This window comes from Rhodanobacter sp. UC4451_H18 (assembly GCF_052978225.1).
In genome coordinates, this window is record NZ_CM129663.1 from 922,166 (window position 1) to 942,269 (window position 20,104).

Sequence of the window (20,104 nt, forward strand, 5' to 3'; positions counted from 1 at the left end):
CCTCCCGTGGCGAAAGAGCTCGCGCACAGGTGCGCTCCCGCAAAAACGGTGAGGCGACGGCGGCGCCCGGAGGTTTTACACTGCACGGATGCTCAAGATCGACACCCACGCGCACATCCTGCCCCGCGACTGGCCGAACCTGGCAGCCAAGTACGGCGACGACCGCTTCCCGGTGATGACCCATACCGACGGCCGCCACCGCATCTACAAGGACAGCAGGTTTTTCCGCGAAGTGTGGGATTCGGCGTTCGATCCGCAGACGCGCATCGACGACTACGCGCGCTTCGGCGTCGACGTGCAGGTGATTTCCACCGTGCCGGTGCTGTTCTCCTACTGGGCACCGGGATACCAGGCGCTGGAACTGCATCGCCACTTGAACGATCACATGGCCGGCATCTGCCGCGACTACCCGCGCCACTACGCGGGCATCGGCACGGTGCCGCTGCAGGCGCCGGAGCTGGCGGTGCGCGAACTCGAGCGCTGCATCGACGAGCTGGGCCTGCAAGGCGTGCAGATCGGCTCGCACTGCGGCGACTGGAACCTGGACGCGCCTGAGCTGTTCCCGTTCTTCGAGGCGGCCGCCGATCTCGGCGCGGCGATCCTGGTGCATCCATGGGACATGATGGGCATGGCCAGCATGCCCAAGTACTGGATGCCGTGGCTGGTCGGCATGCCCGCGGAGCAGTCCCGCGCCGCCTGCTGCCTCGCCTTCGGCGGCGTGCTGGAGCGGCTGCCGAAGCTGCGCGTGATGCTGGCCCACGGCGGCGGCAGTTTTCCGTACACCATCGGCCGCATCGAGCACGGTTTTCGCATGCGCCCGGATCTGGTGGCCACCGACAACCCGCGCAACCCGCGCGAATACCTCAAGCGCTTCTATTTCGACTCCTGCGTGCACGACGACGATGCCCTGCGTTACCTGCTGGATGTGACCGGCGTCGAACAGGTCATGCTCGGCACCGACTATCCTTTCCCGCTGGGCGAACAGGTGCCGGGCAGCGGCATCGAGGCGCTCGGCCTGGACGAGGCCGGGCGCGAGCGACTGTTCCATGGCACCGCGCTGGAGTGGCTGGGCCTGCCCAGGCATCGTTTTGCCCCCGACCCTTCTCGACCGGAGTCCGCATGAACCTGCTTCGCACGACCACACTGGCGCTCGTCGCCACCCTGCTGCTGGCCGGCACGGCGCACGCCGCGGAAGTCAGCATGGCCGGCGGCAACATCACCTTCGACACGCCCGCCAACTGGCTCCCGATCATGCAGACCGAAGGCGACCCCGAGGCGCAGGTGTTCCAGGTGCCCGACCCCTCGCCCACCGGCAAGAGCAGCCTGGCCCGCGTCACCGTCACCGTGACCCGGGTGCCGGACATCAGCAGCTTCCACCAGTTCATGGCCCAGGCCACGGCCAAGGCGCTGGCCCTGCCCGGCTACCAGCAGGACAAGGTGCCGCCGGTACCGAACAGCAACCTCTACACCGCGCAGGAAAACGGCACCGCCTTCAGCTACACCGAGCACTACTGGTTCAAGCACGGCTACGCGATCCAGCTGCGCTGCGTGCGCCCGACCCGTACCCAGGCCGGCAGCGCATGGCAGGCCGATTTCGACAAGGGCTGCGATGCGCTGGCCGTCCAACTGAAATAGATCCGCAACCCCTGCAGGAGCGCGCTCGCGCACGATGCTCTCCGTCACGCCGACGAAAAGCGCGCCAGCCGCTCCCACCGAAACAGGACACCACCATGCCCGACTACCAGCCCACCGCTGCGTGGGCCGCCGCCCGCGATGCCGCCGATCCGCTGCGCGTGTTCCGAGACGAGTTCCTGATCCCGCCGCACGAAGGCCGCGACAGCGCCTATTTCTGCGGCAACTCGCTCGGCCTGCAGCCGCGCGCCGTGCGCGAGGCGGTCAACGCGGAGCTGGACTACTGGGGCGAGCTGGGCGTGGAAGGCCACTTCAAGGGTCGCCTGCCGTGGATGGACTACCACGAGTTCGTGCGCGACGACCTCGCCGCCGTGGTCGGTGCGCTGCCCACCGAAGTAGTGGCCATGAATACCCTGGGCGTGAACCTGCACCTGATGATGGTGAGTTTCTACCGCCCCACCGCCGAACGCCCGGCGATCCTGATCGAGGCCGGCGCCTTCCCCACCGATCGCTACGCGGTGGAATCGCAGATCCGCTTCCACGGTTTTGATCCCTCCACGGCATTGATCGAACTGGAAGCCGACGAGCCGAACGGCATTGTTTCCACCGCCGCCATCGAACGCGTGCTGGCCGAACACGGCTCGCGCATCGCCCTGGTGATGCTGCCCGGCGTGCAGTACCGCACCGGCCAGGCGTTCGACCTCAAGGCCATCACCGCGCTGGCGCATCGGCACGGCTGCACCGTGGGCTTCGACCTCGCCCACGCCGTCGGCAACCTGCCGCTGCAACTGCACGACAGCGGCGCCGACTTCGCGATCTGGTGCAGCTACAAATACCTGAACAGCGGACCCGGTGCCGTCGGCGGCGCCTTCGTGCACGAGCGCCACGCCAAGGCCGTGTTGCCGCGTTTCGCCGGCTGGTGGGGCCACGACAAGACCACGCGCTTCCAGATGGGCCCCCGGTTCGTGCCCACGCCTGGCGCCGACGGCTGGCAGCTCTCCAACCCGCCGATCCTGGCGCTGGCCCCCCTGCGCGTGTCGCTGGAAATCTTCCGCCGCGCCGGCATGGATGCCCTGCGCCAAAAATCGTTGGCGCTCACCGGCTACCTCGAATGGCTGGTGCAGACGCAACTGGCCGACGTACTGCAGGTCGTCACCCCCGCCGACCCCGAACGCCGCGGCGCCCAGCTCTCCATCCGCGTGATCGAAGGCCGCGAACGCGGCCGCGCACTGTTCGATTATCTGATGGCCCACGGCGTCATCGGCGACTGGCGCGAACCCGACGTGATCCGCATCTCGCCCGCGCCGCTGTACAACCGCTTCGCGGATTGCGTGGCATTTTCGGAGGCGGCACGCGAGTGGAGTCGCGGCGGCTGACCCGACCGCTACCGGATGATTGCCGGTCCCGACACGATCCGGCGACCCAGGCGCACGTCGCACCGCAAGGCCCCATTGGCCCGCTGGCCAGACCGCGTCCGAAAATCCGGCGCCCCACCACACGAAAACCCGGCACTTTCGCCCCCGTTACACCCCCACTCCCGAGGGTGTAACTCATACACCCTCAAAAGTGCCTGATAACACCGAGCCGCAAACCCCGTACCCGCCCCCACACCGCGGCGCAACCGGATGATCCGTCGCAGAAATCCCCCGCTTGAACGATGGGAAGTGGAGCCGCATACTCCGAGCAACACCCCATTTTTGGGGTCTACTTAGCGTTAGAGCTCACTGATGGGATCTCGTATGACAGCCAATGAGCTCCTCTGCGCCGTCGCGGCCACGGGCTATTTCACCAGGCCGGAGGCAAACCAAGAGCTGTTCCGCCAAGTTGTCGAGAATCGCCTCAACGTCAGCTTAGACCGAGCCATCGCACTTCTTACCGAGAGTGGTTTCGCCACCTTCAACTATACGCGAGACCCCGGCATCCATCTTCGCGACGTCCCTGATAACTGGCAGCTACGGCTCACAAGCGCGGGGAAATCGGCACTGTCGGATAAGCTCTAACAATTCCTTAGGAGACTTCCCGTCAACCCCGGGCGCATGATGCTTTTGCCCTGAGCTTTCGGGCGACTGCCGGTGGTCGTGTTGTGCTTCGTGTGTGCTGCGTGGTCAGTGGGATGCGGCGTCGAACGTTGCCAGACTGCATTTCCTTAGACGGTCTTGTTGAGTCGATGTTGCCGGCTCGGACCAGGGTATAAACCGCGCCCGGAGACCTCATTCGTTCAGCGGTGTCGTCGGTGCTCGGGGATCGGCCGAAGCACGTTTGGACGGCCAGAATGTTAGTCAGGTTCTCTCCGGGTGGGTCTGACCCGTTGTTGCCGCGTAGCGCTGACCGTGAATCGAAAGAAGAGGTTCCTCAGGCGAGCTGGGCGGGGCGATGCATCGGGTGGCGCTGGCTGGCGCAGGGATCGTAGTCCACGTCGTGGGCCAGCATCACCCACAGCTGGCGCGCATGCTTGTTGGCGATGGCGACCAGCACCTTGCCGAAGGACAGCCGCGCCGCCAGGGATCGAATCCAGAGTTGTTCGGGCGTGGCCTTTTCGGTGGCGACCGCCTTGGCCCGTTGCAGGCTGCTGCGCGCGCCCTGGATCAACAGCGTGCGCAGGTAGCCATCGCCGCGACAGCTGATCGCACCCAGCCGCGTGTGTCCGCCGCTGGAGTGCTGGGTCGGCACCATGCCGAGCCACGCCGCCAGTTGCCGACCGTTGCGGAATTCCTGCGCCTTGCCGAGGCTGGCGATCAGGGCGTCCGCGGTGAGCGCGCCGATGCCGACGATCGCGCGCAGGCGCACGCACCGCTCGTCATCGCGCGCATGGGCTTCGATGCGTGCATCGCACGCGTCGAAGGCCGTGCGGACCTGGGTCCAGTGGGCCTCCACGCTGCGGATCAACGCCTTGAACTCTGCCGGCAGCGCGGTGTGTGCATCCAGATCGGCCAGCACCCGGCGCAGGGCCTTGTCGCTCTTGCCCATCACGATGCCGAACTCGGCCAGCAGGCCGCGCAGGCGGTTGCCGATCGCCAGACTCTCCGCCTTGTAACCCTCGCGCACCCGATGCCAGGACAGCCGGGCCTGCTGGTCGATGGTCTTGATCGGCGCGAAACGCATGTTGCCCTGGCGGGCGGCCGTGGCGATCGCCTCGGCGTCGTTGCGGTCGTTCTTGCTGCGCTGACTCTTGCGGTACGGCTTGACCAGCTGGGCAGCCATCAGCCGCGGCCGCAGCCCGTACTCTTCACACCGCCGTGCCCAGTGATGGGCCCCGCTGCAGGCTTCCATCGCCACCACCGTCCCCGCCGGGACTTGTGCTGCTAGCCACCATTTCACTGCTCGGACCGGCCTGGGTAAGGTTCCGCCATATCTTCCCCTCGGTGGAGAATCCGTTTTTGGTCTTTTCTATCATCGCGGATTCCGTGCTGCTGGTTGCAATTGCACGTGACTTGCTGACGATCAAACGTGTGCATCCGGTCTATCTCTGGGCGGGCGGCGCAATGATCGCAGTCCATATGATTGAGCTGGCGGCAATTGAGAGTCCGGCATGGCAGAGCATCGCAAAGTGGTTGCTTGGTCAGGCTGCGGCCTAACCATTCATTGAGCCCGAAACCGACGGTTCCTACGGTTTAGTGGACACCTGAACTGACTTCTCAGGAGTCCACAGCATGCCCAAGCCAGGCCCACGAACCACCTGTCAATGAAGGCGTCGTCGAAGGTGGCCAGGTTGCAACCCTTGGGCAAGCACTGACGGATCACGTTTGTTTTCCGCCGATACCTCGCCCCATGAATGGTGCGGACCATCGGATCAAGTACACGCGCTTCGCCTGGCCCATGTCTGCGGCTATAGTGCTCGCGGGGATTTCCCTGTTGCTCTCCAGCGCGCCGCGGCCGCATGGCCGGCGGTGTCGCAGACAGGGGTGCTCTCCTTCCCGGCGGTTGCGCGCGAGACCTCGCGCCACCGATCCATCACCGACTTCAAGCGAGATCACAAGGATGAGGAATCGACGTACTGCCACCCTGCTGGCGCCGGCGCTGTTCACGCTCATGGCCGTTGCGCCGCGACCGGCCTCGGCCGGCGTATACACCGACGACCTTTCAAAGTGCCTGGTATCGCGCACGACGTCCGAGCAGAAGGCCGTGCTGGTCAACTGGATGTTCTCCGCCATGTCACTCAACCCGGCGGTCTCGCGCTACGTGTCCATACCCGCAGCGCAACGCAAGCAGTTCAACATCGACATGGCGCAGCTGTTCGAGACGCTGCTGACGGTGACTTGCAAGAAGGAGATGCAGGCCGCCGTCAAGTACGAGGGGAGCGGCGCCGTGGGCGCGGCCTTCAACATGCTCGGACAGGTGGCCGGCAGGGAGTTGTTCTCGAACCCCGAGGTTGCCAAGGGCATGGCCGACCTCGAACAGTACATGGACCAGGACAAGCTCAAGGCGGTGATGTCGGCCGCGGAGTGACTCCATGCCGAGGCACCGTGCACCCTTGAAGGCCGCGGCGCGATGCTGCGGTTTTCCCGCCGCGGAGCCTCCCATGAGCAACGACGCGCCACGCGTCCCCGGCCTGCATGAGCCAGGCGAGCTGATGGGGCCGCACCAGCAAGAACATCACGCTGGGCCGCACGCACCCGATGCTGCCGGTTCCGGTGAGCGCTGAAGCCACCGGCGACGCGCCGGGTTGAAAAGGGAAACGGAGGCCTGTGCCTCCGTTTCTGCATCGATTCCGTGGAAAGCCTTCAGTGCAATGAGGCCAGCTTCACGTTCTTCGCCTTCAGCGCCTGGGCGACGTCGTACATCGCCTGGTTGAGGATCTTGTGGGTGTTCTCGTCGGCTCCATGGCCGTACTTGGCGTCGATGTCCTGCATCACCTTGACGTGGATGTCGTGCGAGAGCGCCTTGTCGAACAGCAGGCCGGACCACCAGCTGCCGTCGGCAGCCGTGCCGGCGCTGACCAGGGTGCCGGCGAGCTTGGCGCCCTTGAGGTCGGCCGGCGCCGCAGGCAACGTCACGCCGGCTTCGGTGGCGCGCTTGAGGCCGTCGTCGACGGCGAAGGTCATGCCGTTGATGAAGTTGGTCACGCTCTCATGGCCGTACTGCTTGGTGAGCTTGGCCACCTCCGCGTTGACGGTCTTTTCGCCCAGCATCGAGACCAGTGCCGTGGAGAAGCTGAAGTTGTCGGCGCCGCCACCGGCCTTGACCAGCGCGGCGGTTACATCAAGTGCCGGAGCGCCGAGGTAAGTCTCGCCGCCGAACCAGTTCATCGCCGACGCGTTCATCTGCGCCTGCGGTGCCGCGGCCGGGGCTTCGGCGGAAATCGCCACGCTGGCAAAGGCGATGCCGCCCAGGGCCAACGCTGCTACCAATACGTTTTTGCGCATGTTCATGGTCATCACTCCTCTTGCATGGAAACGCGTCACGCCGTTCGTGGCGTGGCGTCACTCAGTTCGCGCATGTGCGCGAGAAAATCTCCGGCCGGGTACAGACCGTCGAGCAGGCGGCGACTCTCGGCCGACAGCAGGCCTTCGAAACGTCCGGCGAGCTCGCTGCCCAGGATCGCCAGCGTGGCGCTTTGCTGGATGTAGGCCGCCGTCAGCGAAACCACCAGCGGTTGCTCGGTGAATATCGCCGTGATGCCGCTGCCGGTGAAATAACCCAGCAGTGCCGCGTGATCGTCGCTGACCACCAGCAGCCAGCGCGCGCCGCCGGAAACCATGGCGCAGCGATGGAGGTCACCTACGCAGCCGCCGCATTCCACCTCGCAACCTTCCAGGCACAAGGTGGTGATGGCCACGCCGCGCTCTCGTGCGGCACGCAACGGCGCGGCCAGGTGCGCGGCCTCGGTGGGCTGCAGCGCGATGCGAAGGCTGGTCGCGCTGGCTTCGATCAGCTGTCCGGCGCGCTCCAGTACTTCGTCGTCGCGCAGGTTCAATACCATCGGCGGATGACGCTCGCGGGAAAGCCGCGACAGCGCCTCGCGGGCATCGCCCAACGCCCTGCGCCGATCGGCATCGATGTCGCGCAGGAGCTGTTTCGGCGCCGTGGCGACATAGGCCGCGCCAGCCGTGCGTTCGACCCGCACGGCCGCCCCGCGCGCCACCAGCTTGCCCGCCACCGCGTAGACGTTGGCGCGAGGAATGCCGCTGGCCTTGGCCAGCGCGTAGCCGTTGAGCTCGCCGCCGGCGACCAGCGCCGCATAGGCGCGCGCCTCGTACTCGGTGAAGCCGAGCTGGTGCAGCGCGTGCAGGATGTCGCTGCCTGGCTTATTAGTAGTCATGTGTATAGCTACTATACGCCGCAGCCGGCAAGGATCAAACCTTTCCGGCCTCCGCCGGGCCGTCTGCCCAACGCAAGGCAACCGGCGCGGGCCTGTACCATCCCCGTGACGGGATAACTAGCCCGCCCGGCCAGCCGGCCCGATTTGCCAGCACAGGAATCGCCACTTGTCCCGTTATCACGGTCCGCTGCTGACCCGCCCGATCGCCGACGACCTGCTCGCCGCGCGCGATGCCGGCGCCGCCACCTGGACCGGTTCGCTCGACCTGGGCCTCAGCCACGACACGGTTGCGTTGCTGGCCGACGGCTGGCGCTGGCGCGACGCGCTCCATCCCTACCCCGGCAAGCTGAAGGAGCGCACGGTCTACTTTTTCGATGGCGATGACTTCGCGCCGGTGGCGCGCTTCGCCGGTTCGCTGATCAAGCTGGTGCCCACCGAGTGGGGCGTGCCCACGTTCGAAATCGACGGCATCAAGATGCTGCCCACGGCCAAGGCCTCGCCGCTCGCCGATGCGCAGCGCAAGGTGGCGCTGGTCGAACCGCGCGGCAAGGCGGTGCTCGATACCTGCGGCGGCCTTGGCTATTTCGCGGCGTGCTGCCTGGAGTCCGGCGTGGTGCGCGTCCAGTCGTTCGAGAAGAACGTCGACGTGCTGTGGCTGCGCACGCTCAACCCGTGGTCGCCCGACCCGGCCGCCAGCGACGGTCGTCTGCAGATGGAGCACGCCGACGTGTCGCAGGCCATCGGGCAACTCGCCGATGCCTCGTTCGATGCGCTGCTGCACGATCCGCCGCGCTTCGGCATCGCCGGCGGGCTGTACTCGCAGGTGTTCTACGGGGAGCTGGCGCGGGTGTTGCGTCGCGGCGGGCGGCTGTTCCACTACACCGGCAGCCCGAACAAGCTGACCAGCGGACGCGACGTGCCGCGCGAGGTGGCGCGCCGGCTGGAGCAGGCGGGGTTCCGGGCGGAGCTGGCGCTGGACGGGGTGCTTGCCATACGGCGGTGAGCGGGTGCGGCGGCGCTTCGACTCCGCCCGCTGCACGGGCTACGCTCAGCGGGATCAATGGAGACGGGCAGGCGAAGCTCGCGGGAACCATGCAGCGCCCGGTGGTGGGCCGGGGCGAACGGGACGCTCAGCGGGAATGGCTGGGAGACCGGCGCTCGCCAACGGGTGCATCCGCGCCGCGCTGCACGGCCTTGATGAAGGCACGGCGCGAGGCCACCAGCGCCTTCGAGGTCGCCTGCGGCCACGCACCCACCTGCACGATCACGAGTTGCCGCGCCGGATCGACGTAGACCATCTGGCCGAAGATGCCGATCGCGGCGTAGCTGCCGTCGGCATCGGTCCACCACAGGTAGCCGTAGCCGTGGCCGGGGCTGGCCACCTCCTGCTGCTTGCGCATGGCGCCGTGCAGCCACGCGTCGGCGATTACCGGCTGGCCGTCGATGCGGCCGCCGTCGAGCATGAACTGGCCGATGCGCGCGTAGTCGGCCAGGGTGGCGGAGAGCCCGCTGCCGCCGGTGTCGCTGCCGTCGCATTCGTCCTTCAGCCAGTACGCGTCCGAGGCCATGCCGTACGGCTTCCAGATCGTCTGCGACAGATAGCCCGCCAGCGACTGGCCGGTGGCGCGCTGGACCAGGATGCCGAGCAGGTCGGTCTCGGCGGTGTTGTAGTTCCAGTGCGTGCCGGCGGGATACGCACGCGGCAACTTCGCCAGGTACGAGACCACATGCGGCTGGCCGTTCTCGCAGGCGCTGCGGTACATCTGCGCCACGTCGGAATGCGGGTCGTCGTAATCCTCGTTCCAGCGCACGCCGGAGGTCATCGTCAGCAATTGCTCCACGGTCACCTTGGCGTAGGCGGTGCCGCGCAATTGCGGGATGTAGGTCTCCAGCGTGTCGTCCATGCCGTGGATGTCGCCGCGACGCAGCGCGATGCCGAGCAGGGTCGAGGTGACCGACTTGGCCACCGAGAACGACGTCCAGCGCTGCGCTGGCCCGAAGCCGCTCGCGTAGCGCTGCAGGCGGATGCGGCCGTGCTGCAGCACCATCACGCCGGCCAGGTAGTGTTCGCTCATGTAGCCGGCCAGCGTGACGCCAGCGGCGTCCCAGCGCGGAACCAGCGGCTCACCCTCGGGCAAGGCGTGCACGTGGCTGCCGTGCGCCACGCGGTCGGCGGGAAACAGTTCGTACATGCGCGGAAACTGCGCCGTGCGCTGCGCCTGCGTCCAGAACAGCACGTCCTCGCGTTGCTGGCCCACGCTGGGCGCATCTTTGGCCAACAGCGGCAGCGGCAGCGGCACAGCCAGGCACAGCACGAGGGAAAGCAGACGCAAGCCGAGGGTCGAACGCATGGTGGTTCCGATGGTGGGGCGAACGCGATTGCGTCAGCCGGAGAATGGGCGAAGGCTGCATTCACCGGCGCGACAGCCGCTCGATTCTAGTCGTCAGCCTCACCGGTCGTCATGCCGCAGGTCAGCGACATGACTCGCGTCGCTGGCATGGCGGTCGTGAAGAATGCACCGCCAGGTCAAATGCAGGACGACTCAAACCCGGCGGGGCCCCGCGGGAGCCCGCTCGCGGGCGATGCTCTTCACCTTGCGAATCCCGAATCCCGAATCCCTGACCCCCGCCCCAACAGCATCACCCGCCAGCGGGCTCGTGCAGGCCGGGCATCGCTCATTGGACTGCGGGCGGCGTCGCCACCAGCTCGGCCACCACCGGGAAGTGATCGGAGGGATAGCGCGCACCTTCATGCGTGGTCACCGTGCTCACCGTGCGCGCCTTGAAGCCGCGGCTGAGAATCCAGTCGATGCGCCGGTCGGGCGTGCCGGTGAAGTTGTGGAACGTCCTTGCCGGGCCCGAGCGCGTGGCGGCTTCGATCCAGGCGTCATGCAAGCCGGCGGTCAGCTTCGCGTGCACCGGCGTGTCCGGCGCACAGTTGAAATCGCCGGTGAGGATGACCCGCGCATCGGCCGGCAGCTGGTCGATCCAGCGCAGGATTTCGGCTGCGCTGAGCATGCGCGGGCGCACGTCCTGGTCGCGGTAGGGGAAGTGCGTGTTGAGGTAGTCGAACGTGCCGCCGCCATCGCGCAGGCGGAACCGCGCCCAGGTGACCATGCGCGGATACGGCTGGCCCCAGGTGATGCTGCCGGGTACGTCCGGCGTGTCGGACAGCCAGAAATCGCCGGAGCGCAGCACCTCCAGCCGATCGGTGCGGTAGAACACGCCCATGTGCTCGCCCTTGCTGCCACCCTCGCGACCCTGGCCGAACCAGGCGTAGCCGGGCAGATGCGCGGCGAGGTATTCGCCCTGCTCCTCGGTCAGCTCCTGCGTGCCGAGCACGTCCGGGTGCTGCGCGCGGATCACCTGCACCATCAGCCCGCGCCGGTTCTCCCACGCGTTGGCACCCTGGTCCACCGGCACGCGCACGTTGAAGGTCATCACGCGCAGCGCAGCGTCGCGCGCCGGCGCGGCACTGCTCGCACCCATCGCCAGGGCGCAGGCAAGCATGGCAATCCAGTGACGTGGTTTCATGGCCTTCCTCCGTGCCGGGTGGTTCGCCCGATCTACTGCCGTGCCGCGATGATGTCGCCGAGGTAATCCGGCGTGCCCTCGATGCGCTGCAGGTGCGGATATTGCAGCCCGCCGTGGTAGTCCACCGCCACGGCGCGGAGGCTGCCCTGGTATTTCAGCAGCAGCTTGATCGGCGCCTGGTTGCCCTTGGCCGCGGTGATCGCGTCCTTGAGCACGTCGGTGCCGTACGCCTGCCCGTTCACCGCGACCACGGTGGCGCCGGTGCTCACGCCGGCCTTGAACGCCGGGCCGTCCCAGCGCACGTCGTTGATCTCGCCGCCCTTGGTGAGCGTCAGCCCGATCGACCAGGCGAAGTTGAAGATGTGCCGCGGCGATTCCGGGCGGCTCTCGTACTGCTTTTCATAGGCGCTGGGCTGGTCGGTGTAGACCAGCTTCCAGCCGGTAGCGGCCAGGCCGCTGGCCAGCGGGGGATCCAGCGTGTCCACGCGCGCGTGCAGGAAGCTCGCCCAGTCGTTCTTCGCCACGCCGTTCAGTGCCGCCACCACATCGTCGAAGGTATAGGTCCTGGTGACGAAGCTGCCGTCGTCGACGCCGAAGAAGGCACGGGCGAAATCATCCAGCGATTTGCGCCCGTGCGTGAGGCTGCGAATTCTTGCATCCACCGCCAGCCACATCATCTGGCCGCCGCTGTAGTACTCCTCGCTCATCTGCCAGCTGCGGTACGGCAGCGCCGCGCGCAGCGCAGCGGTGGGATCGTTGGTAGTGTCCTCCAGCGTGCGCCAGCCGAAGCCGACCCGGTTGCGGTCGTAATTGGCCGCGACCATCGCCAGCGCATCGCGGAACTGCTGCGCCGTCCACAGGCCGGAGCGCGCGGTCAGCACGAAGCCCCAGTACTGGGTCTGGCCCTCGTACACCCACAGCAGCGAATCGCCCATCGGCACGTTGAAGTTCGGCGTCCACAGATCCGCCGGACGGCGGAACTTGCCGTTCCACGAATGCGTGTACTCGTGCGCCAGCAGGTCGCGGTTGGGCGCGTTGTCGGACCAGGCGGTGAAGTAGTCCGCGTCCAGGCCGTTCTCGCTGGACTGGTGGTGCTCGGTGCCGTTGCCGGCCAGCACGTCCGACAGCGAGAACAGGAAGTCGTAGTGGTCATAGTGCTGCGAGCCGAACAGCTTCACCGCCTGGCTTACCAGCGCGCGGTGCGCCTCGAGCTGCGCCGGCGTGATCTCCAGGTACTTCGGCGCATCCGCGACGATGTCCAGGTGCACCGGCACCTTGCTGCCCGGGGCAAGGTCCACGCGCTTGAAATGGCGGCCGGCGTAGACCGGCGAATCCACCAGCGTGTTGAAGGTGACCGGCTTGAAGGTGACGGTATCGCCCTTGCGCACCGACGTCTCCAGCGCAGTGCCGAGCTGCCAGCCCGGCGCCAGCGTGAGGCTGGGCTCGAAGGTGATGCCGCGCGTGTAGTGCCCGGCCGGATACAGCGCGACCTTGCTCCACGCCATGTCCATCATGCGGTCGGTGATCTCGAAGCCGCCGCGGCGCGGCGACAGGTACTGGAACTGCACGTCCAGGCTGGACACGCCTGCAGGCACGTCGAGATGGAACGCGTAGACGTTGTACTTGTCGCGCTTCCACGCCAGCGGCTTGCCGCCGGCACTCAGCTTCAGCCCGGCCAGCATGTCGATCGGGCCGGTGGGCGAGTGGTCGCCGGGGATCCATTGCGGGTACAGCAGGGTCAGCGGCCCGGTCGTGACCGGAATCGTCTCCTGCACCCGGAAAATGCCCTGCGTCGTGTCGCTGGCATCGACATGCAGCGCGATCGTGCCGGCGTACGGCGTGTCCTGCGGGTCCGGTACCTGCTGGCTGCGCTGTTGCTGCGCCAGCGCGGTGCCGGCAGACAGCGCCAGCGAAGTCGCCAGCATGCAAGTGCAGGCCAGCCGGCGCATGGCCGACGAGCGGGCGGAAGGGCGAGCGGGCATGGGCGACTCCGTGATGCGGCGGGAAGTGCATCAAACTAGCACCACTGCCCTGGCGCATGGCAGCGTGCCCCTGCCCGCAGGAACCTGCGGCCATGTACCGGCAGGTAGCACGCGACCTGCTTTCCACGACAAGGCTTCCGCGTGACGCGGCACGGGTTGCCGGAAAGCGAATGCGCACGACGCAGGCATTTGCTTGGACGACGGCGACCCGCGGCGTATCCTGAGCGGTGCTGATGGCCGACCGCGTGACTGCGCTGCCCGGTGCGGCCGGCGGCCCGATCCGGCGTGCGGCGTGGACACGGCAACTCCCCTCCACCCGTGATGCTTCCCCGCATGAAAGACACCGTGTCGAACACTTCTTCCCTCGCCACCGCCAGCGAAGCCGGCGGCGCGCCACCGGTGATCGCCGCGGCCACCACCACGCCATTGTCGAGGACGCGCTACGGCGTGCTGGGCGCGGTGAGTTTCGCGCACGTGCTCAACGACATGATGCAGTCGGTGATCGTGGCGATCTATCCGCTGCTCAAGGGCGAGTTCGAGCTGAGCTTTTTCCAGATCGGCGCGATCACGCTGACCTTCCAGCTCACCGCCTCGCTGCTGCAGCCGGTGGTCGGCATGGTCACCGACCGGCACCCGCTGCCGTACACCCTGCCGGTCGGCATGTGCTTCACCCTGGCCGGCCTGCTGCTGATGTCGGTGGCGCCGAGCTACCCGGTGCTGTTGCTGGCGGTGGCGCTGATCGGCTGCGGCTCGTCGGCGTTCCATCCGGAATCCTCGCGGGTGGCGCGGATGGCCTCGGGCGGGCGCTATGGCCTGGCGCAGTCGGTGTTCCAGATCGGCGGCAACCTGGGCCAGGCGCTGGGGCCGCTGATGGCGGCGGGCGTGGTGCTCACGCTGGGCCGCGCGCACGTGGGCTGGTTCGGGCTGGCGGCGCTGCTGGGCATCGTGGTGCTGCTGCAGGTCAGCCGCTGGTACAGCCGACACATCGAGGAGCGCGTGCGCAAGCGCCTGGCCTCGGACCAGCCGCCCTTCCCCGCGCCGGTGGTGCGCCGCACGCTGGGCGTGCTGATGGTGCTGATGTTCTCCAAGTTCTTCTACCTGGCCAGCATCAGCAGCTACTACGAGTTCTACCTGATCCACCACTTCGGCCTGTCGATGACCACCGCCACGCACCTGCTGGCGGTGTTCCTGATGGCCGTGGCCGCCGGCACCCTGTTCGGCGGCCCGCTCGGCGACCGCATCGGGCGCAAGCAGGTGATCTGGGTGTCGATACTCGGCATCGCGCCGTTCACCCTGCTGCTGCCGCACGTGGGGCTGGCATGGACGGTGGGCCTGAGCGTGGTGATCGGCGTGGTGCTGGCATCGGCCTTCCCGGCGATCATCGTCTACGCGCAGGACATGATGCCCCACCGCGTCGGCATGGTGTCAGGCATGTTCTACGGGCTTTCGTTCGGCCTCGGCGGCATCGGCGCGGCCGTGCTCGGCGTGGTGGCGGACCACTACGGCATCGTGTTCGTGTACCAGGTCTGCGCGTTCCTGCCGCTGCTGGGATTGCTGGCGGTGTTCCTGCCCGACGTGCGACCGCCTGCGCGCGCGTGACCGCGCCGGGTGTGCGAACCTTTCATTCTCCATGCCAGGCGAACACCCATGAGCCACGATGAAACCCTCCAGCCATCGCGACGCCGCTTCCTGAAACACTCCGCGCTGGGCGCCGCTGCGCTGCCGCTGCTGGGCGCCGGTACCGCCAGTGCGAGCGACACGGGCAGTGCACTGCCGCCCTCGATCCTGGCGCTGGAACCGGTGGCGCCGCGCGCCGTGCCGATCACCGATGCCGAGCGCGAGGGACGCCTGCGCAAGGCGCAGCGGCTGATGGCCGAGCACGGGATGGACACGGTGTTCATGGGCGGCGGCAGTTCGCTCGAATACTTCACCGGCATGCACTGGTGGGTCAGCGAACGCACCACCGGCATGCTGCTGCCGAAATCGGGGGACCCGGTCTACATCACGCCGGCGTTCGAGCGCGAACGCACGCTGGAGCAGATTGCCTTCGGCAGGAAGGACGTGCGCACCTGGCAGGAGTTCGAGAGCCCGTACGCGCTGATCGCCGGCGTGCTCGCCGAATGGCGCATGGCCACCGGCACGCTGGGTATCGAGGAGCAACTGCGCTCGGCCACGCAGTTCGGCATCGCCGCCGCGGCGCCGCACGTGAAGCTGGTCAGCGCCACGCCGGTCACCGCCGGTTGCCGCGCGATCAAGAGCCCGGCCGAGCTGGCGTTGATGCAACTGGCCAACGACGCCACCCTGGCGGTGTACCACGCGGTGTGGAAGGCGTTGCAGCCGGGCATGACCCAGCAGCAGATTTCCGCCCTGGTGGACGCGGCCTACGCACGCCAGGGCCTGCGCGGCGACGCCAGCGTCAACGTCGGCGCGTTCACCGCCTCGCCGCACGGCTCGCCGCTGCCGCAGCACATCAGCGAGGGCACCGTGATCATGCTCGACGACGGCTGCAAGGTCGGCGGCTACCAGAGCGATCTCACCCGTACCTTCGTGCTGGGCAAGGCCAGCGACAAGATGAAGCGCGTGTTCGACATCGTGCACCGCGCGCAGCAGGCGGCGCTGAAGGCCGCTCACCCCGGCGCCACCATGGAATCGGTGGACGCCGCCGCGCGCAAGGTCATCGTCGACGCCGGCTACGGCCCCGGCTACAAGTACTTCAGCCACCGCCTCGGCCATGGCATCGGCATGGACATGCACGAGTGGTACTACCTCGTGCAGGGCAACAAGCGCGCGCTCGAAACGGGCATGACCTTCAGCGACGAGCCGGGCATCTACCTCCCCGGCGAGTTCGGGGTGCGGCTGGAGGACGACATGCACATCACCGACGACGGCGCACGCTGGTTCACCCCGCAGAGCCCGTCGATCGAACTGCCGTTCGGCTGATCGGCTGGCGTTTCTTTGTACGGCCTGCGCGGCAGGCTATCCTGTCCGGCGGACAGCCTCGGGAGAACACCATGCAACTGGACCACCTGCGCGTCGCCGTGACCGGCGGTTTCGGCATCCTGGGCCTCGCCACGGTGCAGGCGGCGCTGGCCGCCGGCGCCCGCGTCGCCGCCATCGATCGTGCCCCCGCACCGAGCGCAGGCATCGGCGCGGCCAGCTGCATCGGCGGCGTCGACCTGGCCGATCCCGCCGCCGCGGCGAACGCGCTGGACACTGCCGCCGAGGCCATGGGCGGGCTCGACGCGCTGGTCAACATCGCCGGCATGTTTCGCTACGAGAGCGTGGCCGACGGCAACGCGGACACCTGGGACCTGCTCTACCGGGTCAACCTGCGCACCGCCGTCGCGGCGAGCCAGGCCGCGCTGAAACACCTGCATGCCGGCGGACGCATCATCAACATCGGCGCCGCGTCCGCGCTCAAGGCCGGCGCCGGCGTGGCGGCCTATACCGCCTCCAAGTCCGGCGTGATGCGCTTCACCGAATCGCTCGCCGAGGAGCTCAAGGAGCGCGACATTACCGTCAACGCGCTGCTGCCCAGCATCCTCGACACGCCGCCCAACCGCGCCGACATGCCGAAGGCCGACTTCACGCGCTGGGTCAAACCGGAGCAACTGGCCGACGTGATCGTGTTCCTGCTGTCGAAACAGTCCGCCGCCATCACCGGCGCCCTGATCCCGGTGACCGGGCGCGTGTGACCGCCGCCCCTCAACCCTCCAGCCGCCCACCACGACGCCCATGCCCACTCCCTCCGTGGCCGACCAGGCCAGCGCGCGCGCCGAGAACTTCCGCACCGGCTTCGCGGGCCAGCCGATGCGCGAGTACAAGGGCCTGCCGATCTACGCCGCCCCCGGATTGCATGAGGCGGCCACCGAACTGCTGGTCGGCGCGGCCAGCGCGGGGGCGCGCGTGCTGGAGTTCGGGGCCGGCAGCGGCGCGATGTCGTTGCGGCTGACCGACCTGGGTTTCCAGGTCACCGCCAGCGACCTGTTTCCCGAAAGCTTCAAGCCGACCGACGTGCCCTTCGTCGCGGCCGACCTCAACGGCGCATTCGCCGCGCAATGGCCGCAGGGCTTCGACGCGGTGATGGCGCTGGAAATCGTCGAGCACCTGGAAAACCCGCGCGAGGTGCTGCGACAGATCCGCGCCCTGCTGCCGGTCGGCGGGCAACTGGTGCTGTCCACGCCGAACATCGCCAACCCGGTCTCGCAGGCGCTGTTCCTGCGCACGGGCCAGTTCCAGTGGTTTCGCGACATCGACTACCGCGAACAGGGCCACATCACGCCGCTGAGCCCCTGGGTGCTGGAAAAGGCGCTGCAGGAAGCCGGCTTCACCATCCACGCCGAACGCGCCGTCTCCAGCCCGTTCCGCCGCATCCGCCGGCTGGGCTGGACCGTGCGCCTGCTCGCACCCTGGTTCGCCTTGTTCAACGGACTGCCGCGCGCACGCCGCGGCGAGGTGTGGCTGGTGCGCGCGGAGGCGAGCTGACGTCGCCAGGCTCGGCGCAGCGCTTCGCCGGGGCCGACCGCTTCAATCCCGAGCGGGCGTGTCAAACCGATAAGCCGTGCTTCGCGCCGAAGCCCGCTGCCCGAAGACGCGGGCGAAATCGCCGAGCCGCACATACGGCGCGAGTGGCACGGTGGTGCGGAAGGCCAGGTGTTCGAGCAGGCAGAACAGCGACACTTCCAGCATGCCCAGATCGTGCGGCGGCAGGGTGGCGATGATCGAGGGCGCCCGCTCGTCAAGCCACGCCAGTGCGTTGCGCAGGCCCGTGGCCGCCTTGACGAAGTAGATGCTGTCCGGCGAAAGCCCCGCGATCTGCGTGCCGAACCCGAGCTGCACCTGGGCCTGCATCGCGTGCCAGACCAGCTCCTGCGCGTTGCGCGCCGGCGCGTCACGCAGATTCTCGGGCCAGAGAATCACGGCGGAGCGCGGGGCGAGCTCCGCCAGCGTGCGGCAGATGTTCTCGGTCCCGAAAACCACTGTCCCGCCATGACTGAGCACCGGCAACTTGAGGGCGGGGTTGCCCGTGTAGCTGCGCTCGTCCAGCGAGGCCAGGTCGTACACCGGCGCAAACTCGCAGGCCACGTCCAGCTCGTGCGCGAACATGCGTGCCAGACGGGTGTAGTGGGAACTGCTGCGCCCGGTGATGCGCGGCAGCGGGCTCGCAGCGGCCTCGTCGGATTGAACGGACATCGCGGCGCCTCGCACAGGAGAATCCCGTCATTATCGCCGCCGTCTGCGTCCCCCGATCAAGCGTCCTTCCCTCCCCCACCCGCCGGCAGCAGCACGCCCACGCCGAGCAGCGCGGCGATCGCGCCCAGCACGAAGATCACCGCCTCGCCGGAGGTGGCCAGGTGCGCCGACGGCAGCGCGCGGCTGACCCAGTCGATGCCGACTGCGTAGGCCAGCGTCATCAGGATCGCCGACGCCACGCCGATCGCCAACGCGTACCAGGCTCGGCGGCGCCCCTTGCCGCGGATGAACGCACCGAGGAGACCGCCGGCAACAGCCGCGGCCAGGAACAGCCACGGCGCGGTGAACACCACGGTGGCCGGTTGGGAAACCACGCCGGCGTCGGCGACACTCACGCTGGTGGAGCTGGCCGAATCAGAGCGCAGCCGCGCGGTGGCCACGCCCTGCGCGTCGAGCTTCACGTAGGTGGGGTCGAGCGAGCCGTGCTCGTTGCGCAGCGTCACCGGATAGCCGTCGGGCGTGACCAGGCCGCGGGCGCGCAGCGTGATCGCGGTCTGGCCGATGCCCCAGCCGGCGATCTGCGGGTTGGCGGCGATCACCTCGATGGTGGGTTTCACCACCGGCAGGTCGATCGCGTTGCCGCGATCCTGCGGGTCGGCGCTGACCGACACGTGGTAGCGGTCGCCGGGGAAATCCGGCACGGTCACGCGCACCGCATGCCAGCGCCCGACGTCGGCGATGCTGAGCGGCGCGGGCGTCACGTCGGAGGCACCGGCCGCGGTGATCGCCACGGTGACCGGCGTGTTCAGCGGGCGCCGATCGGCGGGATCGTCGAGATTGGACAGCGCCACCGAGAAGCCGCCGCGCCAGGCGGAATGCGCAGCGTCCAGCACCAGCCCGGTGTTGTCGGCGATGAGCGCAGCCAGCCGCACCGGGCTGGCCTCCGCCCCGGTGGTGGCGCTCACCACATAACCCAGCCGCACGGCGGATGTCTGCGCCCCGGCCGGCAGCGCCGCGCGCAGCGGCGCCGACAGCGCCACCCGGGTCGCGCCGGTACCGGTGCGGGTGACGAAGACCGAACCCGGCCGTGCCTGTTCGGCAACCGTATCGGGATTGACCACTTCGACATGGCTGCCGGACACCGCCTTCACCTCGCCGCTGCTCAGGGCCAGCGGGTCGAGATGGAACTTCTGCGCCGCCCGTGCGGCAGCCGGGCTGAGTACGGCGGCCGGCCTGGTAGTGGTTGCCGACGCCGGCAGGGGCGGCTGCCCCGCCACTACGTGCAGCATCGCATCACTCAACGCCACGTGTTGCTCCGCACTCGGGGCAGACACATGCGTGACGCTGCTCGCCGCCTTCGCCACCGGCACCAATGCCTCGTGCTTGTGCAACTGCTGCAGCGATTGCGCTGGCGGCTGCGCCAGCGCATCGACACTGCCGAGGCAGGCAAGGCCCGCGATCAACCCCATGGTGATGCATCTGCGCATGTCGTCCCCCGAAAGTT

Annotated in this window: 17 protein-coding genes and 1 pseudogene; 10 read left to right on the forward strand and 8 right to left on the reverse strand. The window is 68.1% G+C overall.

What is annotated here, in order from left to right:
• The first annotated feature begins 88 nt into the window (after positions 1-88).
• The 3 genes from ACVCMG_RS04390 to kynU all read left to right on the forward strand — a co-directional run bounded on the left by ACVCMG_RS04390 (position 89) and on the right by kynU (position 3,008).
• Positions 89-1,123: an amidohydrolase family protein gene (locus tag ACVCMG_RS04390; protein ID WP_395117467.1), complete on the forward strand. Its 1,035-nt coding sequence runs from the start codon at positions 89-91 to the stop codon at positions 1,121-1,123.
• Complete coding sequence (locus ACVCMG_RS04395; protein WP_395117465.1) at positions 1,120-1,635, forward strand: hypothetical protein; 516 nt, start codon at positions 1,120-1,122, stop codon at positions 1,633-1,635. Before ACVCMG_RS04390 ends, ACVCMG_RS04395 begins: the two co-directional genes overlap by 4 nt.
• A 95-nt stretch (positions 1,636-1,730) precedes the next feature.
• Positions 1,731-3,008 carry a kynureninase gene (kynU, locus tag ACVCMG_RS04400; RefSeq protein WP_447114968.1) on the forward strand — a complete coding sequence of 426 codons (1,278 nt, stop codon included), beginning with the start codon at positions 1,731-1,733 and terminating at the stop codon, positions 3,006-3,008.
• A 976-nt stretch (positions 3,009-3,984) separates the two neighbouring features.
• On the opposite strand, the pseudogene ACVCMG_RS04405 reads toward kynU, so the two are convergent.
• Positions 3,985-4,941: pseudogene (locus ACVCMG_RS04405) on the reverse strand (IS110 family transposase); the annotation flags it as partial.
• Here ACVCMG_RS04405 and ACVCMG_RS04410 point away from each other — a divergent pair.
• Entirely contained in the window at positions 4,929-5,207 is a 279-nt protein-coding gene (locus ACVCMG_RS04410; RefSeq protein WP_447114969.1) for a hypothetical protein, read from the forward strand. The pseudogene ACVCMG_RS04405 and the gene ACVCMG_RS04410 sit on opposite strands and share 13 nt — an antisense overlap.
• 403 nt (positions 5,208-5,610) lie before the next feature.
• Entirely contained in the window at positions 5,611-6,078 is a 468-nt protein-coding gene (locus ACVCMG_RS04415; RefSeq protein WP_447099266.1) for a hypothetical protein, read from the forward strand.
• 275 nt (positions 6,079-6,353) lie between these two features.
• Here the strand turns inward: ACVCMG_RS04415 and ACVCMG_RS04420 are convergent, their stop codons facing one another.
• Complete coding sequence (locus ACVCMG_RS04420; RefSeq protein WP_447114970.1) at positions 6,354-7,001, reverse strand: hypothetical protein; 648 nt, start codon at positions 6,999-7,001, stop codon at positions 6,354-6,356.
• A 29-nt stretch (positions 7,002-7,030) separates the two neighbouring features.
• Complete coding sequence (locus ACVCMG_RS04425) at positions 7,031-7,891, reverse strand: TrmB family transcriptional regulator (protein ID WP_447114971.1); 861 nt, start codon at positions 7,889-7,891, stop codon at positions 7,031-7,033.
• A gap of 166 nt (positions 7,892-8,057) precedes the next feature.
• Here ACVCMG_RS04425 and ACVCMG_RS04430 point away from each other — a divergent pair, with 166 nt between their 5' ends.
• Positions 8,058-8,894 (forward strand): class I SAM-dependent methyltransferase, encoded by an 837-nt coding sequence (locus ACVCMG_RS04430; protein WP_447114972.1) that lies wholly within the window; start codon positions 8,058-8,060, stop codon positions 8,892-8,894.
• A 127-nt stretch (positions 8,895-9,021) separates the two neighbouring features.
• On the opposite strand, the gene ACVCMG_RS04435 is transcribed toward ACVCMG_RS04430, so the two are convergent.
• The 3 genes from ACVCMG_RS04435 to ACVCMG_RS04445 all read right to left on the reverse strand — a co-directional run bounded on the left by ACVCMG_RS04435 (position 9,022) and on the right by ACVCMG_RS04445 (position 13,374).
• Positions 9,022-10,242 (reverse strand): serine hydrolase domain-containing protein, encoded by a 1,221-nt coding sequence (locus ACVCMG_RS04435; protein WP_447114973.1) that lies wholly within the window; start codon positions 10,240-10,242, stop codon positions 9,022-9,024.
• Positions 10,243-10,567: 325 nt separating this feature from the next.
• Positions 10,568-11,425, reverse strand: coding sequence for an endonuclease/exonuclease/phosphatase family protein (locus ACVCMG_RS04440; RefSeq protein WP_447114974.1), 858 nt, complete (start codon positions 11,423-11,425; stop codon positions 10,568-10,570).
• A gap of 32 nt (positions 11,426-11,457) precedes the next feature.
• On the reverse strand, positions 11,458-13,374 hold the full coding sequence (locus tag ACVCMG_RS04445) for a M61 family metallopeptidase (RefSeq protein WP_447115391.1): 1,917 nt from the start codon (positions 13,372-13,374) through the stop codon (positions 11,458-11,460).
• 366 nt (positions 13,375-13,740) lie between these two features.
• Here ACVCMG_RS04445 and ACVCMG_RS04450 point away from each other — a divergent pair, with 366 nt between their 5' ends.
• The 4 genes from ACVCMG_RS04450 to ACVCMG_RS04465 all read left to right on the forward strand — a co-directional run bounded on the left by ACVCMG_RS04450 (position 13,741) and on the right by ACVCMG_RS04465 (position 17,892).
• Positions 13,741-15,006, forward strand: a complete 1,266-nt coding sequence (locus ACVCMG_RS04450) for an MFS transporter (RefSeq protein ID WP_447114975.1) — start codon at positions 13,741-13,743, stop codon at positions 15,004-15,006.
• 48 nt (positions 15,007-15,054) lie between these two features.
• Positions 15,055-16,347: a M24 family metallopeptidase gene (locus tag ACVCMG_RS04455; RefSeq protein WP_447114976.1), complete on the forward strand. Its 1,293-nt coding sequence runs from the start codon at positions 15,055-15,057 to the stop codon at positions 16,345-16,347.
• A 71-nt stretch (positions 16,348-16,418) separates the two neighbouring features.
• Positions 16,419-17,102: an SDR family NAD(P)-dependent oxidoreductase gene (locus tag ACVCMG_RS04460; protein ID WP_447114977.1), complete on the forward strand. Its 684-nt coding sequence runs from the start codon at positions 16,419-16,421 to the stop codon at positions 17,100-17,102.
• 40 nt (positions 17,103-17,142) lie between these two features.
• The gene (locus ACVCMG_RS04465) at positions 17,143-17,892 is read left to right on the forward strand and encodes a class I SAM-dependent methyltransferase (RefSeq protein WP_447114978.1); all 750 of its coding nucleotides are present in this window, start codon (positions 17,143-17,145) and stop codon (positions 17,890-17,892) included.
• Positions 17,893-17,934: 42 nt separating this feature from the next.
• Here ACVCMG_RS04465 and ACVCMG_RS04470 read toward each other — a convergent pair whose 3' ends face one another.
• Both ACVCMG_RS04470 and ACVCMG_RS04475 read right to left on the reverse strand, forming a co-directional pair.
• Entirely contained in the window at positions 17,935-18,615 is a 681-nt protein-coding gene (locus ACVCMG_RS04470) for a glutathione S-transferase N-terminal domain-containing protein (RefSeq protein ID WP_447114979.1), read from the reverse strand.
• A gap of 41 nt (positions 18,616-18,656) precedes the next feature.
• Positions 18,657-20,087: a hypothetical protein gene (locus ACVCMG_RS04475; RefSeq protein WP_447099276.1), complete on the reverse strand. Its 1,431-nt coding sequence runs from the start codon at positions 20,085-20,087 to the stop codon at positions 18,657-18,659.
• Positions 20,088-20,104 lie beyond the last annotated feature (17 nt).